The organism is Streptomyces sp. NPDC050211, assembly GCF_040656035.1.
Classification (GTDB): domain Bacteria; phylum Actinomycetota; class Actinomycetes; order Streptomycetales; family Streptomycetaceae; genus Streptomyces.
Genome location: NZ_JBFALC010000025.1, coordinates 38,997 through 55,741 on the forward strand (window position 1 = coordinate 38,997; position 16,745 = coordinate 55,741).

General features: G+C 70.0%; 16 protein-coding genes. 12 read left to right on the forward strand and 4 right to left on the reverse strand.

What is annotated here, in order from left to right; genetic code table 11:
- Nucleotides 1-200 precede the first annotated feature (200 nt).
- Genes AB0I98_RS24180 through AB0I98_RS24195 form a run of 4 tightly spaced genes read left to right on the forward strand, consistent with a single transcriptional unit; the run spans nucleotide 201 to nucleotide 3,810 of the window.
- Nucleotides 201-1,175, forward strand: coding sequence for an ABC transporter ATP-binding protein (locus AB0I98_RS24180; RefSeq protein WP_362944988.1), 975 nt, complete (start codon nucleotides 201-203; stop codon nucleotides 1,173-1,175).
- A gap of 8 nt (nucleotides 1,176-1,183) precedes the next feature.
- Entirely contained in the window at nucleotides 1,184-1,900 is a 717-nt protein-coding gene (locus AB0I98_RS24185; protein WP_362945135.1) for an ABC transporter permease, read from the forward strand.
- Nucleotides 1,901-1,931: 31 nt separating this feature from the next.
- Nucleotides 1,932-3,143: a sensor histidine kinase gene (locus AB0I98_RS24190; protein ID WP_362944990.1), complete on the forward strand. Its 1,212-nt coding sequence runs from the start codon at nucleotides 1,932-1,934 to the stop codon at nucleotides 3,141-3,143.
- 34 nt (nucleotides 3,144-3,177) lie between these two features.
- A complete protein-coding gene (locus AB0I98_RS24195; protein WP_362945137.1) occupies nucleotides 3,178-3,810 on the forward strand; it encodes a response regulator transcription factor in 633 nt (210 codons plus the stop codon).
- A gap of 16 nt (nucleotides 3,811-3,826) precedes the next feature.
- Here AB0I98_RS24195 and AB0I98_RS24200 read toward each other — a convergent pair whose 3' ends face one another.
- The 4 genes from AB0I98_RS24200 to AB0I98_RS24215 all read right to left on the reverse strand — a co-directional run bounded on the left by AB0I98_RS24200 (nucleotide 3,827) and on the right by AB0I98_RS24215 (nucleotide 7,576).
- A complete protein-coding gene (locus AB0I98_RS24200; protein WP_362944992.1) occupies nucleotides 3,827-4,567 on the reverse strand; it encodes a class I SAM-dependent methyltransferase in 741 nt (246 codons plus the stop codon).
- 85 nt (nucleotides 4,568-4,652) lie between these two features.
- Entirely contained in the window at nucleotides 4,653-5,486 is an 834-nt protein-coding gene (locus AB0I98_RS24205; RefSeq protein WP_362944994.1) for a hypothetical protein, read from the reverse strand.
- The gene (locus tag AB0I98_RS24210; protein ID WP_362944996.1) at nucleotides 5,486-6,025 is read right to left on the reverse strand and encodes a SigE family RNA polymerase sigma factor; all 540 of its coding nucleotides are present in this window, start codon (nucleotides 6,023-6,025) and stop codon (nucleotides 5,486-5,488) included. The genes AB0I98_RS24205 and AB0I98_RS24210 overlap by 1 nt, the downstream gene beginning before the upstream one ends.
- A 123-nt stretch (nucleotides 6,026-6,148) precedes the next feature.
- The gene (locus AB0I98_RS24215) at nucleotides 6,149-7,576 is read right to left on the reverse strand and encodes an MFS transporter (protein ID WP_362944998.1); all 1,428 of its coding nucleotides are present in this window, start codon (nucleotides 7,574-7,576) and stop codon (nucleotides 6,149-6,151) included.
- Nucleotides 7,577-7,774: 198 nt separating this feature from the next.
- Here AB0I98_RS24215 and AB0I98_RS24220 point away from each other — a divergent pair, with 198 nt between their 5' ends.
- From AB0I98_RS24220 to AB0I98_RS24255, 8 genes are all read left to right on the forward strand, one after another.
- Entirely contained in the window at nucleotides 7,775-9,517 is a 1,743-nt protein-coding gene (locus AB0I98_RS24220; RefSeq protein ID WP_362945000.1) for an MFS transporter, read from the forward strand.
- A gap of 129 nt (nucleotides 9,518-9,646) precedes the next feature.
- Complete coding sequence (locus AB0I98_RS24225) at nucleotides 9,647-10,630, forward strand: helix-turn-helix domain-containing protein (RefSeq protein ID WP_362945002.1); 984 nt, start codon at nucleotides 9,647-9,649, stop codon at nucleotides 10,628-10,630.
- 133 nt (nucleotides 10,631-10,763) lie between these two features.
- Nucleotides 10,764-11,690 (forward strand): RICIN domain-containing protein, encoded by a 927-nt coding sequence (locus AB0I98_RS24230; RefSeq protein ID WP_362945004.1) that lies wholly within the window; start codon nucleotides 10,764-10,766, stop codon nucleotides 11,688-11,690.
- Nucleotides 11,687-12,862: a sialidase family protein gene (locus AB0I98_RS24235; protein WP_362945006.1), complete on the forward strand. Its 1,176-nt coding sequence runs from the start codon at nucleotides 11,687-11,689 to the stop codon at nucleotides 12,860-12,862. Before AB0I98_RS24230 ends, AB0I98_RS24235 begins: the two co-directional genes overlap by 4 nt.
- 97 nt (nucleotides 12,863-12,959) lie before the next feature.
- Nucleotides 12,960-13,610 (forward strand): class I SAM-dependent methyltransferase, encoded by a 651-nt coding sequence (locus AB0I98_RS24240; protein WP_362945139.1) that lies wholly within the window; start codon nucleotides 12,960-12,962, stop codon nucleotides 13,608-13,610.
- A 22-nt stretch (nucleotides 13,611-13,632) separates the two neighbouring features.
- A complete protein-coding gene (locus AB0I98_RS24245; protein WP_362945008.1) occupies nucleotides 13,633-14,580 on the forward strand; it encodes an N-acetylmuramoyl-L-alanine amidase in 948 nt (315 codons plus the stop codon).
- 158 nt (nucleotides 14,581-14,738) lie between these two features.
- On the forward strand, nucleotides 14,739-15,581 hold the full coding sequence (locus AB0I98_RS24250) for a hypothetical protein (protein ID WP_362945010.1): 843 nt from the start codon (nucleotides 14,739-14,741) through the stop codon (nucleotides 15,579-15,581).
- A gap of 109 nt (nucleotides 15,582-15,690) precedes the next feature.
- Nucleotides 15,691-16,701 carry an LLM class F420-dependent oxidoreductase gene (locus AB0I98_RS24255; RefSeq protein ID WP_362945012.1) on the forward strand — a complete coding sequence of 337 codons (1,011 nt, stop codon included), beginning with the start codon at nucleotides 15,691-15,693 and terminating at the stop codon, nucleotides 16,699-16,701.
- Nucleotides 16,702-16,745: the final 44 nt, after the last annotated feature.

Consider the following 16,745-nt stretch of genomic DNA (forward strand, 5'->3'; position numbering starts at 1 on the left):
CCGACCTAGAACGCGTTCCAGTCCGGCGACCTCTGTATAGCCCAGGGCTCTGAAGTTGTGAAGACTCCTGACAGGGTGTCAGACATGTGCGGGGCCGGGTCAGACCTGTGCGGAGCCGGTTGGGCCATGACATTTGTCCCGTGGGAGTCCGTACAAGCGCATCTGCCCTGCCGGTGTGGCGGGTCCGTAGCGTCGAGGTCATGACGCAGACAGAACATGCCGGGGACTTCACGGGGGCGGCCGTGTCCTTCGCGGGGGCGGTCAAGAGCTTCGGTGCGGTACGGGCCGTCGACGGCCTCGATCTGGAGATCACGCACGGCGAGACGGTCGCGCTGCTCGGCCGCAACGGTGCCGGCAAGTCGACGGCGATCTCGCTGCTGCTCGGCCTGAACGAGCCTGACGAGGGCACGGTGGAACTCTTCGGCGGGCCTCCGGAGCGGTCGGTGCGGGCGGGCAGGGTGGGGGCGATGCTCCAGGAGGCGCGGGCGGTGCCCCGGGTCACCGTGCGCGAACTGGTCTCCTTCGTGGCCGCCCGCTACCCCGCCCCGCTCCCGGTCGACCAGGCCCTGGAGCTGGCCGGACTCGCCGAGTTGGCGGAGCGACGGGTGGACCGGCTCTCCGGCGGCCAGACGCAGCGGGTGCGGTTCGCGGTCGCGCTCGCCGGAAACCCTGCCCTCATCGTGCTGGACGAGCCTACGGCCGCCCTGGACGTGGAGGCCCGCCAGTCCTTCTGGCGCTCGATACGGGCGTATGCGCGCCGCGGCCACACCGTCCTGTTCTCCACGCACCACCTGGAGGAGGCGGACGCGTATGCCGACCGGATCCTCGTCGTCGACCACGGCCGGATCGTCGCGGACGGCTCGGGCGAGCAGCTGAAACGGGCGGTCGGCGGCAGTGTCGTGGCGGTGGATGTGCCGGGTGTACGGGCAGGACCGGACCTGGACCTGGAGTCGCTGCCCGGGGTGCGGTCGGTGGAGGTGCGCGGGGGCCGGGCGCGGCTGCGCACCGACGACTCGGACGCGACCGTGATCGCGCTGGCGGCGCTGGGCGCGGTCCGTGGGCTGGAGGTGGCGCCGGCGTCGCTTGAGGACGCGTTCCTGACGCTGACCTCGAACTCGACCTCGGACTCGGACTCGACTTTGACCTCGAGCTCGCGTGTCGCGGAGGCGGTGTGATGTCCGCGATCTCGGATTACCTGCGGCTCGAAGTGCGCCGGACGCTGCGCGACCGGGGATTTGTGATCGGCGGGATCGCGATGCCGGTGATGATGTACCTGTTGTTCACCAATCTCGGTCCGAACGACGGGAGTTGGAAGGCCCAGTCGATGGTCGGGATGGCCGCGTACGGCGCGCTCGGCTCGGCCCTGAACACGGGTGGCGGCGTCGCCGAGGACCGGGCCATCGGCTGGCTGCGGCAGCTGAGGGTGACCCCGATGAGCCCGCGCGAGGTCGTGATCGGCCGGGCGCTGACCGGCTCGGTGACGGTGCTCCCGGCGATCGTCGCGGTCCTCGCGGCCGGCGGCCTGGTCAACGGCGTCCGGCTCGCCGTATGGCAGTGGGCGGCGATCGCGGTGCTGCTGTGGCTGGGGTCTGTTCCATTCACGCTGCTGGGGCTCGGCAACGGCTACGGGCTGACCGCGCAGACCACCGGCGTGGCGAACATGCTGTGCAACCTGGGCCTGTCGGTGGTCGGCGGCCTGTGGTTCCCCATCGCGCTGTTCCCCGACTGGCTGCGCTCCCTGTCGACGTACACCCCCTCCAACCGCTTCGCCCAGCTCGGCCGGTCCGTCGCCGAGGGTCACGCACCGGCGGCCGCCGCGATTCTGGTGCTGGGAGTCTGGCTGCTGGCCTTCGGTTCGTACGCTGTGTTGTCGTACCGGCGCAACGCCGGGACCGTCTGATCGGGGGCAGGACATGTCCTGGTTGCAGAAGATGCGGAAGATACCGTGCAACGCCGAGTACGCCGAGTACAAGGCCGCCCGCAAGGAGGGGAAGGTCCCTGCGAACGTGGGTCCGCCGCCCACCGGCTTCAGCCTCCTGCCGTGGCTGTTCATGGGAATGGGCTCCTTCTCCAACCTCTTCCAGGGCCAGACCTCGAACCCGTTGATCGCGGGCCTGGGGCTGCTCACCTTCAACTCCCTCTACATCTATGTGGCGTTCCGCGCTTTCCGGCGGGAGACCCGTGATGCGACCTCGACTCGGGTGGCCCTGGTCCTGATGGGCCTGGTCACCTGCGGTCTGGCCATCGGGTACGGCGACACCTGGCTGCTCTTCTTCCCCCTGTTCGGCCTCGCGACGGGTGCGGTGGTACGGATGCCGCACCTGCGCTGGGCCGGCGTACTCGTGGCCGTGCTGGCGGGCGTGGCCGCCGTCACCCGCGATGGCTGGGGCGGTCTCGACATCGCCTACGCCACGTGGATCTCGACGATGGTGACGGCGGCGATCCTGTCCCTGTCCGAGGCGGTACGGGAACTGCGTGCCGCGCGCGAGGAGTTGGCCCGCCGTGCTGTCGAGGAGGAACGCCTGCGCTTCTCCCGCGACCTGCACGACCTGCTGGGCCACACGCTCTCGGTGATCGTGGTCAAGTCGGAGGCGGCCCGCCGCTTGGCACCCCGCGACATCGACGCGGCCCTCCTCCAGGTCAGCGACATCGAGTCCGTCGGCCGCCAGGCCCTGACCGAGATCCGCGAGGCGGTCACGGGCTACCGCGAGGGCAGCCTCACCACGGAACTCGACCGGGCCCGCTCCGCCCTCTCCGCAGCGAACATCGACCCCACGGTCCACCGCTCCGGCCCCCCGCTTCCCCCACAGACCGAGGCCCTGCTGGGCTGGGTGGTACGCGAGGCGGTCACCAATGTCGTACGCCACTCCGACGCGGCCCACTGCGAGATCACGGTGTCGGGAGCGACGGAACGCGTTCGGCTCACGGTGACGGACGACGGGACGGGCACAGGGATGGTCGGGCGCAATCTCCTGGAGGGCGTCGGCGGCACCGGTCTCAAGGGGCTGACCGAACGCCTCGCCACGGCGGGCGGCTCCCTCTCGGCCGGGCCGGGATCTCACGGGGGCTTCACGGTGACCGCGGAGTTGCCTGTGGACGCGACGGACGTGCCACGACCGATACCGGCGGAGCAACTCGCTTGACTGGTGGGCGCCCTACTCTTGGCCCGTGAACGAGATGCCCCGCGATCATCGCCCGGCCAGATCCATCCGCGTTCTCCTCGCCGAGGACCAGGGCATGATGCGCGGCGCCCTCGCCCTGCTGCTCGGCATGGAACCGGACATCGAGGTCGTGGCCCAGGTGGCGGCCGGCGACGTGATCGTGGACGCGGCACAGATCCACCGTCCCGACGTGGCCCTGCTGGACATCGAACTCCCCGGCAAGAGCGGTCTGGACGCCGCCGCCGAGCTGCGTGACCAGGTGCCGGACTGCCGGGTGCTGATCCTCACCACGTTCGGCCGTCCCGGATACCTGCGGCGGGCCATGGAGGCGGGCGCCGCCGGTTTCCTGGTGAAGGACGGTCCGGTGGAGGAACTAGCCGCCTGCATCCGCCGGGTGCTCACCGGAGAGACGGTGATCGACCCCGCCCTCGCCGCCGCCGCGCTCAGCGCCGGCCCCAATCCGCTCACCCCCCGCGAGTGCGACGTCCTCAAGGCCTCCGCGGACGGCGCGACGGTCTCCGACATCGCCTCCTCGCTCCACCTCTCCGAGTCGACGGTCCGCAACTACCTCTCCGCGGCGATCGGCAAGACGGGCACCAGAAACCGGACGGAAGCGCTGCGGGAGGCCCGTCAGCAGGGGTGGCTCTGACCTCACTGACCCCGCGTCATCCCACGGACTCCCTCCTGAACAACGCCGTCCACAAGAACTCCTCCCCGAACCACGCCGACCCCTCCGGTTCGTCCCGCATCCGGCGCAGCTCGACCTCGGTCAGATCCGAGAAGATCCCGCGCAGGGACTCGTCGGTGTAGGCGAGCCCGCCGTGCAGTCGGGCCTCGCGGTAGAAGTCGGCGTCGGACAGTTCGGAACCCACCTCGCCCGCCGCGAAGCAGGTGAGGGCGAAGTGGCCGCCAGGGGCGAGGACTTGGTCGAGCAGGGCCAGGTAGCTGACCCGGCGGTGCGGCGGCAGATGGTGGAAGCAGCCGGAGTCGTAGACCAGGTCGTACGGTCCCGCCAGTTCCTTGCCGGCGAGGGCGAAGGCGTCCCCGCAGTGGAACGTGGCCTCGACCCCGTCCTCACGGCACCGTTCCCGCGCCCAGTCGACGGCCGCCGGGGACAGGTCCACGGCGTCCACCTCGAAGCCGTGCGCGGCGAGGTGAACCGTGTTGCGGCCGGGACCGCAGCCCAGGTCGAGCGCACGGCCTCCCGCGGTGATCAGCCCGCGGTCGAGATACGACACCAGGTTCTCGTCCGGTTTCGCCACGAAGAACGGCACCGGCTTGGAGCGGTCCGCATAGAACCCGTCCCACCATGAGGCGCCCCGGTCCGTCCACCGGTCGGCGTCCGGCGCGAACAGGCCGTCCAGCAGCCGGAGTACGTCCTCCACAGTGCGTATGTTCCGGTCCATCCGGGTCCACCTCCTCATCCGTCCGGTGATCGTAGATCGCAGCAGGCGGGCACTCCCCTACAACCACTCCCTTACAACCGCTCCCCTACTTCGTCACCTTCACGCTCTCGTACTCCGTCCCCTCCGGTGCCAAGCACACGAACCAGTTCACGGGCATTCCGTCCACCGGGCGGATCACCTGGTCGTCGCTGTTCACGTCGTACCCCTTCGGCACCCGGTGGACCTCGGTGGTCGTGCCGTTCGTCCAGGTGCAGGTGACGCGCTGGACGGTGGGGGCGACCTGGCCGACGACCAGGCGCTGGGAGGTGTCGGGGCCGTCCGTCAGGGGGAGCGCGCCCGACTCGATGCCCGCGACCGACTTGGTGTCGGCCTGGGTGAACTGCGCTTCCATGGACAGAATCGGATCTCCGTCGCCGACGCTCCGGTACAGGATGTACGTGCTCTTGCCGATCAGCTCGGAGAACTGACGCATGCCGGTCGGATACTTCTCGTTCATCGCGCTCAGCTGGAGCTGTGCCTCCGTCTTGTCGCGTGCCGCCGGCCAGACGTCGATGGCGACCCGCCACTCCTTGCCCTGGTCCGTGCCGACCGCCAGCAGGGTCTCCTGGGGCACGACCGCGCTCCGAGTCTCGGTCGCCGAGGGAGTGGGCGTCGGTGTCGGCGGCTGAGTCGCCACCACCGAGCCCCGGTCCCGGTCGCCGCCCGGCATCCCCGCGATGGCCAGCGTCCCCGCCGAACCGGTCAGCACCAGCGCCGTCGCCGCCACCACCGCCCAGCGCCGCGCCCTGCGCCGCCGGCCGCCGCGGATGACCTCCTGGTAGGGGGCTATACCGATCTCGACCTCGTCCGCGGCGTCGGCCAGCAGGAAGGCGATGTCCGTGTCCGTCATGTCGTGGTTCGTCTCCCGGTCCGCGCTCATCACTTCCGCCCTCCCTGCGTCACCATCTCCGCCAGCCCCGGTATGGCCCGGAGTTTCGCGATCCCCTTCGCCGCGTTGCTCTTCACCGCGCCGACGGAACAGCGCATCGCCTCGGCGGTCTGGGTCTCCGTCAGGTCCTCCCAGTACCGCAGGACCACCGCTTCCCGCTGCCGTGGCGGCAGTTGGGCGAGCGCCTTCAGCAACTCGTTGCGGTCGTCGGCCTGGGCGATGCGGTCGCCGCTGTCGGGCTCCTCGCGCACCAGGCCCGAGTCGTCCTTCGGCGCCAGATACTCCTTCAGCCGTCGACGGTGTCTGCGCGCATGGGCGTTGACCATCACGCGTCGTACATACGCCTCCGGGTCGTCGGCCGAACCGACCTTGCGCCAGGCCACGTAGACCCGCTCGAGCGTGGACTGGACCAGGTCCTCCGCGGCGTGCTGCTCCCCCGTGAGGAGAAATGCCGTCCGCATCAGCCGCGGCCAGCGGCCGGTGACAAAGCTCTGGAACTCCGTGTCCCGAGCCTCCTTGCGATCCCCCATGGGCACCTCCTAGATATTCAAAGGAGTCCATGGGCCACGCGAACCGTTGCCTCGGACGAGCACGTTCTTCTCTCAGTGCCCGATTCAATGCCCGGATTCAGTGCTCGGATTCAGTGCCCGGATTCAGTGCCCGGACTTTCTCCCGGGCAGCCACACCATCATGAGCACCGCCCCCGCCACCAGCACCCCCGCACTCACGCGGAACGCCAGCGCGTACCCCTCCGTCAGCGCCTGAGGGTCGACGCTCCCCGCCGAACGCGCCGCCGCGATCGTCGACATGACCGCGAGCCCCAGCGAACCCCCCATCGTCCGCGAGGTGTTGACCAGTCCGGAGACGAGTCCGGCCTCCCCCGGCGCCGCCCCCGACGTGGCCAGCGAGGCGAGCGGTGTGATCGCGAGGCCCGCGCCCAGCATCATCAGGATCCCCGGGAGCATGATGGCGGTGACGTACGGCCCGTCCGTGGTCAGCGTCGACTGCCAGCCGAACCCGGCGCCTCCCACCAGCGTGCCCAGGACGGCCAGGCTGCGCGCCCCGATCACGGGCATGAAGCGGGGCGCGAGCTTCGAGCCGATGACCACGGCCAGGGAACTCGGCACCAGCGCGAGCCCGGCCTCCAGCGGCGAGTAGCCCCGTACGTTCTGGGCGTACAGCGTCATGAAGAACCACATGCCGAACATCGCCGAGCCGCTCAGGAACATCGCCACGTTCGCCGCGGCCACCGACCGCACCCGCAGCAGTCCGAGCGGCATCAGCGGAGCCACCGTACGCGCTTCGACGACGAGGAACAGCCCGATGAGCGCGAGCCCGGCGAGCAGCGGGACGAGGGTGGCCGAGGCCGTCCAGCCCTCGGCCTCGGTCTGCGAGATGCCGTACGCCAGACTCGCCAGCCCTCCGGTCACCAGCAGTGCGCCGGGCAGGTCGAGGCGCCGCCCGTCCCCGGCCCGGCTCTCCGCCAGCCACCGCAGGGAACCGAGCAGCACCACCGCGCCCACCGGCACATTGATCAGCAGCACCCACCGCCACGACAGGGCGTCCACCAGCACCCCGCCGACGAGCCCGCCCGCCGCTCCCCCGCCCGCGCCGACCGCCGTCCACGTCGCGATGGCCCGCGCCCGCGCCGGCCCTTCCGGCACCGCCGAGGTCACGATGGTCAGCGTCGCGGGCGCCAGCACGGCCGCGCCCAGGCCCTGCACGGCCCGCGCCACCAGCAGTTGCCACTCCTCCTGGGCCAGTCCGCCGCCGAGGGAGGCCAGCGTGAACAGGCCGAGCCCCGCCAGGAACATCCGCTTGCGGCCGTACAGGTCGCCGGCCCGTCCGCCGAGCAGCATGAACCCGGCGAAGGCGATGGCGTAGGCGTTCACCACCCACTGCAGGCCGGGGGCGCTCAGCCCCAGGTCGGCCCGCATCGAGGGCAGCGCCACGTTCACGACGGAGACGTCGAGCACGACGAGGAACTGCCCGGCGCACGCGAGCGCCACCACCAGCCAGGCGGGAGGTGAGGTACGGCTGGCTATCGGGGCGGTGTCTGCGGCTCGGAGCATGAGCGTCATGCTCTCAATCGGGTTACGCCCCTTGCATCGGGATTTCGCGCCACCCGTCCCTCGGTCGTAGGTCGTAGGACCGCTGCGGTAGCTCGCACGACCGTCGCACCACTGACGGGCGATCAGATCGTCATGAGTCGGTCAAGAATTCGTTAGTACGCCAAAGCATCGGAATAGTTGCCCGGGCACACCGGGTTCATGATGCACATGAAACCAACGCCGCCCGACCAGCCCACCCCCAGAGCCGGCGGGGCCGTCGTCCCCGTACTCGCCTTCGCGGGCATCGTGGTCGCGGTGATGCAGACCCTGCTCGTCCCGGTCATCAAGGATCTGCCGCAGCTCCTCGACACCTCACCCAGCAACGCCACCTGGGTCCTGACCTCGACGCTTCTCTCCGGAGCCGTGGCCACGCCGATCATGGGCCGGCTCGGTGACCTGTTCGGCAAGCGGCGGATGCTGATCTTCAGCCTGGCCGTGATGGTCGTCGGCGCGCTGATCAGCGCCGTCACCAGCGACCTGCTTCCGATGATCGTCGGCCGTACGCTCCAGGGCTTCGCGATGGGCGCGATCCCGCTCGGCATCGGCCTGATGCGCGACATGCTGCCCCGCGAGAAGCTCGGCTCGGCGATGGCCCTGATGAGCTCCTCGATCGGCGTCGGCGGCGGCCTCGCGCTGCCCGCCGCGGCCCTGGTCGCCCAGCACACGAACTGGCACGCCCTCTTCTACGGCGCCGCCGGCCTCGGTGTCCTCTCGATCGTCCTCACCCTCCTCGTCGTACCCGAGTCCCCGATGCGCGCCAAGGGCTCCTTCGACCTGCCGGGCGCGTTCGGTCTCTCCCTCGGCCTGGTCCTCTTCCTGCTCCCCATCACCAAGGGCAGCGACTGGGGCTGGACGTCGGGCACCACCCTGGGCCTGTTCGCGGGCGCCGTCGTAGTCCTGCTCCTGTGGGGTGTCTACGAGTTGCGCACCGCCGCCCCTCTGGTCGACCTGCGCACCAGCGCCCGCCCGGCCGTCCTCTTCACCAACCTGGCGTCGATCATGGTCGGTGTCTCCTTCTACGTCGTCTCGCTCGTCCTTCCCCAGTTGCTCCAGCTCCCGAAGGCCACGGGCTATGGCCTCGGCCAGTCGATGGTCGTAGCGGGGCTGCTCGTGGCCCCGCTCGGCCTGACGATGATGTTCACGGCCCCCGTCTACGCCCGCCTGTCGGCGAAGTACGGCCCCAAGTCCACCCTCATCCTCGGCATGCTGATCATCGGGATCGGCTACGGCGCCGGGCTCGGCCTGATGAGCGCCTCCTGGCAGTCCCTGGTCATCGCGGTGATCCTGGGCGCGGGCATCGGCCTCGCGTACTCCTCGCTCCCGGCGCTGATCGTCGGCGCGGTCCCGGCCTCGGAGACGGGCGCCGCGAACGGCCTGAACACCCTGATGCGTTCCATCGGTACGTCGGTGTCGAGCGCCGTGATCGGCATGGTGCTCGCCAACACCGCGAACGACATGAACGGCGTCGCCGTCCCGACCATGCACGGCTTCCGGGTCTCCTTCCTGATCGCCACGGGCGCCGTGGCCGTCGGCCTGCTGATGGCCCTGTTCCTGCCCAAGCCGAACCGCGCGCCCCAGCTGCGCGCGAGCAGCGAGGAGGAGGAGAACCTGGCCCGCGCCGAGGAGGCACTCCGCGGCTTCCGCGGCCGGGTCCTGGACGCCGGCGGCGCACCGGTCGCCCGCGCGAAGGTCACCCTGATCGACCGCCGGGGCCGACAGGCGGGCGCGACGCTCTCCGCCGACGACGGCAGCTACGCGCTGACCGTCCCCACCCAGGGCGCGTACGTCCTCGCCGCCCGCGCCTCCGGCCACGCCCCGCACGCCTCGGCGGCGACTCACGGGGGCGACGAACGCGTGGTCGACATGGACCTTTCGCTGCCCCGCGAGGCGGTCTCTCCTTCCACAGGTTGAGCATGACAAGGAGATCACTTCTCCTCGAATCCACCCGGCGTTCACGCCAAGAAGGGTTGGCCCACGCATCATCCGTCCCTGTGATCTCCGTCCGACGGGGATGCGGGGACGGGTGGGGCGGGGTGGGGGATGATCGGGACGGTGTTCCGGTGCGAGGACGTGCCTGCGCATGACAGGCTCGAGTTCTGGCGGGAGCGGGTCGGTCGCACCGCGGCACCGCTTGAGGTCACCAGTGACTACGCCGCCGACTACTGGGCCGAGCAGCGAGTGCTGGAGCTGGGACCGGTCACGGTGTGGCCGACGTCGTTCCGGCCGGCGCGGTTCCTGCGGACCGCGAAAATGGTGCGGCAGTCCGACCCCGAGATCCTCCACCTGAGGCTGCTCCTCCGCGGTGGGCTGGCCTTCGACCACGGCGGCCGGACCGACACCTTCAGCCCGGGCGACCTGTACCTGGCCGACAGTTCGCGGCCGGGCGACCTGCGGGCGTACGACGACCGGGAGAGCGGCGCGCTCAAGGCCGTGGGAGTCGAGGTCCCCAAGGCGCTGCTGCACGTGCCCCCGCACCGTGAGTTGTTGGGTAGGCGGCTCTCCGGGCGGGAGGGAATCGGCGTCCTGCTGACGGAATTCCTCACCGGCCTCGACCGGCAGGCCGACACCCTGCGGCCGTCCGACGCGCCGCGTCTGGGGACCGTCCTCCTCGACCTGTTGTCGGCTTGGATCGCCCAGGTCCTGGAGACGGAAGCCGCCCTGCCGCCGGAGACCCGGCAGGGGGCCATGGCACAGCGCATCCATGCATTCATCCGGCAGAACCTGCACGATCCGGAGCTGACACCGCGCGTGATCGCCGCGGCGCACCACATCTCCCTCAGCTATCTGCACCGCATCTTCCAGGAGGCGGCACAGGGGGAAACGGTCGCGGCCTGCATCCGCCGCCGCCGACTGGAGGGCGCCCGGCGCGAGTTGGCGGATCCCGCCCTGCGCACCACGCCGATCCACACGATCGCCGCCCGCTGGGGCCTGCCCCGCGCGGCCGACTTCTCCCGCGCCTTCCGTACCGCGTACGGGATGTCGCCCAAGGAGTACCGGCTCCAGTCGCTCACCGTGCGGGAGTAGCGGGAGTAGATCCACAGCCAAGTCTCAGTGGACCCACTGCTAACGACTCCCTCAGCAACCGCATCGCATCCTGATCAAGTCGCCGCGGAACGGTCCAACGACGGAAACAGAGAGGTTGCTCGATGTCATGCATATGAAAAAACTGACCCGCGTCTTCGCGGCTGCCTTCACGGCGCTGTGCGCAGTCGCCGCCGCAGTGGTGTGGACGGTGTCCTCCTCCACTCCGGCAAACGCGGAGGACGACTGGAGAAACCTGCGCAATCTCAACGCGGGAAGATGCCTGGCCGTCCCCGGCTCCAGCGTCGCCGACGGCACCGGCCTGGTCCAGTGGACCTGTACCGAGAACGAGGACCAGGACTGGACGTTCACCAAGGTGGCTGGCGGCAACGGAGACCGCTACCTGGTCCGCAACCGCAACAGCGGCAAGTGTCTCGCCATGCCCAACTCCAGCCTGGCCGACGGGACACAGGCCGTTCAATGGCCCTGCAACGCCGCCGGCAACGAGCAGGTCTGGGTCCACGACAGCTGGAACCGGCTGCGGAACGTGAACAGCGACAAGTGCCTGGCGGTCCCCAGCTCCACCACCGCCAACGGCGCCGCGGCCATCCAGTGGACCTGCTCGACGAACCTGGATCAGCGCTGGGTCTGGTCCGAGGACACGTCCACCTACGCCCGTCTGTACAACTACAACAGCGGCCAGTGCCTGGCCAACCCCGATTCCAGCTACGACAACGGCATCGCGATGATCCAGTGGTCGTGCAGCAACAGCGACAGCAACTACTGGGCGCTCCAGTCGGTGACCGGAGGCTTCCGGGTCGTCAACAAGGTGAACGGCAAATGCCTGGCCCTCGCGGGCGCCAGCACGCAGAACGGCGCCAAGGTCATCCAGTGGCCGTGCGGCGGCGGTGACGAGCAGGTCTGGGCCCGCATCAGCCTGGACCGCTTCCAGAACAAGAACAGCGGCTTGTGCCTGGCCATCCCCGGCACAAATCCGCCCGCCGGTACGGAGGCAATTCAGTGGACCTGTTCCGAGAGCGTGAGCCAGCAATGGATGTGGTGACCCGCAGACGGGCATGGCCCGTCCTCCTGACCGCACTTGTCCTCACCGTCATGTCCGGCCTGCTCCTGCCTGGCCCTGCCTCCGCCGACGAGATCTGGGGCGAGAAGACCATCTACACGAACATGGTGTCCGGGGGCGACGGGACGCGCACTCCCGACATCATCGCCACGAGCGCGAACAACGCGGTCGTGGTCTGGCGGGAAGGCCTCAGGCCCGGCAACGTGGACATGGGCTACGTCCGGTACTCGTACACGACCGACGGCGGAGCCAACTGGAGCCGCCCCCAGATGCTGGCCCAGGAGACGAGTGAGTGGGCCTGGCACTACGTCGTCCTCCACAAGGTGGGGAGCACGCTGTACGCGTTCCTCGGGAGGACTCCCATCCGCGACGACGAGCCCGACGGGAAGGACGAGAAGGAGGGCTTCCCGACCGACGGGATCAACCACAACGGCCTGCCGATCAACGGCACCTTCCTCAAGCGCAGCACCGACCAGGGCCACTCCTGGCAGGACGTCCCCGACGCCAGCTTCCCGGACATGAAGAACCTCGCCCTCTCCGGACGTCCGGCTCCGGGCCTCATCAACGGCGAACACGTCATGCCGTACTGGGCCTCGCCGAGGGAAAACGGGGTGCTGCTGTCCTCGGACATGAAGACCTGGAGGAAGGGCGGCTCCGTGCGGAATGGAAACGACCCAACCGTCTTGGCGGGCGAGAACCAGATCGCGGTCTCGCAGGACGACCCGACCAAACTCGTCATGGTCGCCCGCTCGAAGGACAACGCCGCGTGGTCCACAGGCACCTACCAATCGGCCAGCAAGACGTGGAAGTGGGACGACTTCATCCACGACCCTGTCCTGCATAGCGATAACATCGCCAGGCCCTTTTTCACCAAGGACGGCAACGGGCAGTACCTGTACATCTACAACAGGGGTACCGGCTTTTACGGCGACCGTGACATCCTCGACTACAAGACCAGACGGCCCGGCGCGGCCTGGAGCGCCGCCAAGGACTTCGCCAACGGCTCCGACCCGGAGGACACGGCCGGGACGGGTAAGGGCTGGGACAACTACCCCATGGCCGACGAGTACGCCCCGGGCAAGTTCTGGGTCGTCTGGGAGTTCGACACCACCCGCATCAAGATGAAGAGGCTCGACATCTCCGGCGCACCCTGATCACATCTCGCCTGTCCGTACCCCCTGTCGTCCGCCGAGCAAGGGGTACGGCAGCATGGGGCGCCGAGACGCACGTACGACCGGAAGGCCCCTGCTGATGACCCCGGCCCCCAAGCCCGAGATCCTCGCCGCGTTCGAGGCCGCGAAGGGCTTCATGCCGGTGGACGAGGGCCTCGCCCTGTACGCGGCGGCCATCGAGGCCGGCCGCCTCGGCCTCCCCCTCCTCGAGGTCGGCACATACTGCGGCCGCTCCACCATCCTCCTCGCCGACGCGGCCCGCGCCGCCGGCGTCACCGCGCTCACCGTCGACCACCACCGCGGCAGCGAGGAGCAGCAGCCCGGCTGGGACTACCACGACCCGGAGACGGTCGACCCCGAGCTCGGCGTGATGGACACGCTGCCCACCTTCCGCCGCACCCTGCACCGCGCCGGGCTGGAGGAGCACGTGGTCGCCCTGGTCGGCCGCTCCCCGCAGGTCGCACAGATCTGGAACTCCCCCCTCGGCCTCGTCTTCATCGACGGCGGCCACACCGACGAGCACGCGGGCGCCGACTACGAGGGCTGGGCCCCCCATGTGGCCGAGGGCGGCCTGCTCCTCATCCACGACGTCTTCCCGAACCCGACGGACGAGTTCACCGGCCAGGCCCCGTACCGCGTCTACCTCCGCGCTCTCGCGTCCGGCGCCTTCACGGAGGTCTCGGTGACCGACTCGCTGCGCGTGCTGCGGCGAACGGGAGCAGGGATCTGAGGGCCCGGATAAAGTCGCAGACGTGTCGTACGTAGGCCCTGACTTCGAACCGCCCCGCCCCCGCCGTTCCCGGCGCGGGCCCCTGACCGTCGCCGTTGCCGCGCTCGTGCCGGGTGCGCTGCTGGGGTGGCTGGTGTTTGAGGCGGTGGGCGGTACGGGGGGTGGCGGCGAGGACGACCGCCCGCAGGCGTCCTCGACCAGCTCGCCGGCCGCGGCTTTCCCGACCGAGGAGGCCGCCTCCCCGACCGAGGACGGCAAGGAGCCGAGCCCGACGCCCACGCCCGCCAACTCCTCCGGGCCCCTCGCGGGCAAGGTCGTCGTCATCGACCCCGGCCACAACCCCGGCAACTTCCAGCACACGTCCGAGATCAACCGCAAGGTGGATATCGGGACGAGCTTGAAGGAGTGCGACACCACGGGCACGGCCACCAACGCCGGTTACACGGAAGCCAAGTTCACGCTCGACGTGGCCCACCGCATGCGCGCGATCCTGGAAGCACAGGGCGCCACGGTGAAGTTGACCCAGGACGCCGACCGCCCCTACGGCCCCTGCATCGACGAACGCGCCCGCATCGGCAACGACGCCCGCGCCGACGCCGTCGTCTCCGTCCACGCGGACGGCTCCGGAACTGGCAACCGCGGCTTCCACGTGATCCTGCCCGGCTCAGTCGACGCCGGCGCCGCCGACACCCGCCCCATCGTCGCCCCCTCACGCGACCTCGGTGAGCGCATCGCGGGCAACTTCGTGCGCTTCACGGGCAGTGCGCCCTCCAACTACGTCGGCGACGGCACCGGACTCGTCACGCGTAAGGACCTTGGCGGTCTCAATCTGTCAACGGTTCCCAAGGTGTTCATCGAGTGCGGCAACATGCGCGATAGCAAGGACGAGGCGCTGCTCACCAGCGGCGCGTGGCGGCAGAAAGCGGCGCAGGGGATCTCTGAGGGGATTGTGAGTTTCCTGCGGGGGTAGTGCTCAGCGGGCTGATCCCTGCGGACACCCTGGTCGGGCGGACGATAGTGTCGTCCTTACGATGAGGGGCCACCCCCGCGCTTCACACCGGGGCCTTACGGCGACATGGTGACAGCGACGCCTCTACCTACGACGAGACGACCTACGAAGGACCTGAAGTGAATATCCGCTCCCTCACTCGAGGCGACGGCGTGGTGATCGGAGCAGCGGTGTTGCTGTTGATCGCGTCGTTCCTCGATCTCTACTCGATCGACGGTGCATCCGACAGCAGCGATCTCCCGAGCCTCTGGGGAAGCGGGCCGGTCATGCTCGGCGTGGTGCTGGCGGGGCTGATCGGTGCAGCGCTCGTCGTCGTCACCCGTGCGCTGCCGCAGCCGCGCAAGGTCGCGGGACTCGACCTCGGTCAGTTCGGCGCCGCCTTCACGGTCTTCGCCGCGTGGAGCGCCCTCGGCAACATCTTCGACCCGATCGGCGGCGTGGACAACGTCGGCGCTGCGAGCGACGGTCCCAGCCCTGGCATCGGCCTGATCCTGGCCCTCATCGCGACCCTGCTCATGGCCGCCGGCGCCATCGCCACCCCCCTGGTCCCCGCCCTCCAAGCCGCACTCCTCCCGGCCCCCCGCCCCGCCGCCCCCCAGCCCTACGGCGCCCAGCCCCCCGGCGGCTACGGCTACCCGGGTGCCGGTGCCCCGCAGCCCGGGCAGCCGTTCGGCGGGCAGCCGCAGGCGGGGCAGCCCTACGGTGCCCAGCAGCCGCAAGCCCCGCAGCCGCAGGCACCGCAGCCTCAGCCGCAGCCCGGCGGTGACTTCTCGCCGTTCTGGTTCGCCGTGCCCGTGCCGCGCCCCCTGTTCGCGGAGGACGGTTCGCAGCAGCCGATCGCCGAACTGGCGCCGGGGACCTGGTACCTGGCCGTCGAGCAGCGCGGTCCGGGCCTGGTCGCGCAGACGCAGGACGGCCGTCGGGGTGTGCTGCAGGACACCTCCGGGATTCAGCGCGGCTGAGCCCAGCACGTAGCCGTACTACGGCCCCTCACCCTTCCCGGTGAGGGGCCGTTGTCGTACAGTCGCAGCCCCGGAAGCAAAACTGACACTCCGTCAGGAGGAGCAGCGCATGCGACTCGGTCTCGCACTCGGCTACTGGGGCCGCGGCCCCTCCTCCGACCATGTGCCGCTCGCCCAGGAAGCCGAGCGGCTCGGGTACGACTCCGTGTGGACGGCTGAGTCCTGGGGGTCGGACGTCTTCACGCCGCTCACCTGGATCGCCGCGCAGACGTCGAGGATCAAGCTGGGTACGGCCGTTGCGCAGATGGCGGCGCGGTCGCCGACCACCACCGCGATGCATGCGCTGACCCTCGACCATCTCTCCGGCGGGCGGATGATGCTCGGGCTGGGGCTGTCGGGGCCGCAGGTGGTGGAGGGGTGGTACGGCCGTCCGTTCCCGAAGTCGCCGCTGACCGCGACCCGGGAGTACGTCGATGTCGTACGCCAAGTCCTGCGCCGCGAAGCCCCGGTCGCGCTCGACGGGCGATTTCACTCGCTTCCCTATCGGGGCGAGGACGGTTCCGGGCTCGGTAAGCCCCTCAAGCCCATCACGCATCCCCTGCGCGCCGAACTCCCCATCCTGCTCGGCGCGGAGGGGCCGAAGAACGTCGCGCAGACGACCCGGATCGCCGACGGCTGGCTGCCGCTGTACTGGTCGCCGACCCGGCCCGAGGCGTACGAGGCGTCGCTCGCCGACCTCCCCGAGGGCTTCCTCGTCGCCCCCATGGCCCGGGTGCACGTCTGTGACGACCTCGCCGAAGGGCTCCTCCCCGTCAAGACGATGCTCGGCTTCTACATCGGCGGCATGGGCCACGCCTCCCGCAACTTCCACGCCGATCTGATGGCGCGGATGGGGTACGAGGAGGAGGCCCGGCGGATTCAGCGGCTGTTCCTGGAGGGGCGGCGGAAGGAGGCCGTACTCGCCGTTCCGGACGCCTTCGCCGACGAGATCTCCCTCGTCGGACCGCGCGAACGGATCGCCGAGCGGCTGGAGTTGTGGCGGAAGGGACCGGTGACGGACCTGCTGGCGCTGGCGCCGGACCGGCGGTCGTTGCGGGTGCTGGCCGAGCTGAATACCTAGCCACCGCTGACGTAATAGCAAGCCTCGGGACAGGCCCTTCGTGA

Coding starts and splice junctions, on each gene's coding strand:
- AB0I98_RS24180 (WP_362944988.1), top strand. CDS start 201: ATGACGCAGACAGAACATGCCGGGGACTTCACGGGGGCGGCCGTGTCC.
- AB0I98_RS24190 (WP_362944990.1), top strand. CDS start 1,932: ATGCGGAAGATACCGTGCAACGCCGAGTACGCCGAGTACAAGGCCGCC.
- AB0I98_RS24195 (WP_362945137.1), top strand. CDS start 3,178: ATGCCCCGCGATCATCGCCCGGCCAGATCCATCCGCGTTCTCCTCGCC.
- AB0I98_RS24200 (WP_362944992.1), bottom strand. CDS start 4,567: ATGGACCGGAACATACGCACTGTGGAGGACGTACTCCGGCTGCTGGAC.
- AB0I98_RS24205 (WP_362944994.1), bottom strand. CDS start 5,486: ATGAGCGCGGACCGGGAGACGAACCACGACATGACGGACACGGACATC.
- AB0I98_RS24210 (WP_362944996.1), bottom strand. CDS start 6,025: ATGGGGGATCGCAAGGAGGCTCGGGACACGGAGTTCCAGAGCTTTGTC.
- AB0I98_RS24215 (WP_362944998.1), bottom strand. CDS start 7,576: ATGACGCTCATGCTCCGAGCCGCAGACACCGCCCCGATAGCCAGCCGT.
- AB0I98_RS24220 (WP_362945000.1), top strand. CDS start 7,775: ATGAAACCAACGCCGCCCGACCAGCCCACCCCCAGAGCCGGCGGGGCC.
- AB0I98_RS24225 (WP_362945002.1), top strand. CDS start 9,647: ATGATCGGGACGGTGTTCCGGTGCGAGGACGTGCCTGCGCATGACAGG.
- AB0I98_RS24230 (WP_362945004.1), top strand. CDS start 10,764: ATGAAAAAACTGACCCGCGTCTTCGCGGCTGCCTTCACGGCGCTGTGC.
- AB0I98_RS24240 (WP_362945139.1), top strand. CDS start 12,960: ATGACCCCGGCCCCCAAGCCCGAGATCCTCGCCGCGTTCGAGGCCGCG.
- AB0I98_RS24255 (WP_362945012.1), top strand. CDS start 15,691: ATGCGACTCGGTCTCGCACTCGGCTACTGGGGCCGCGGCCCCTCCTCC.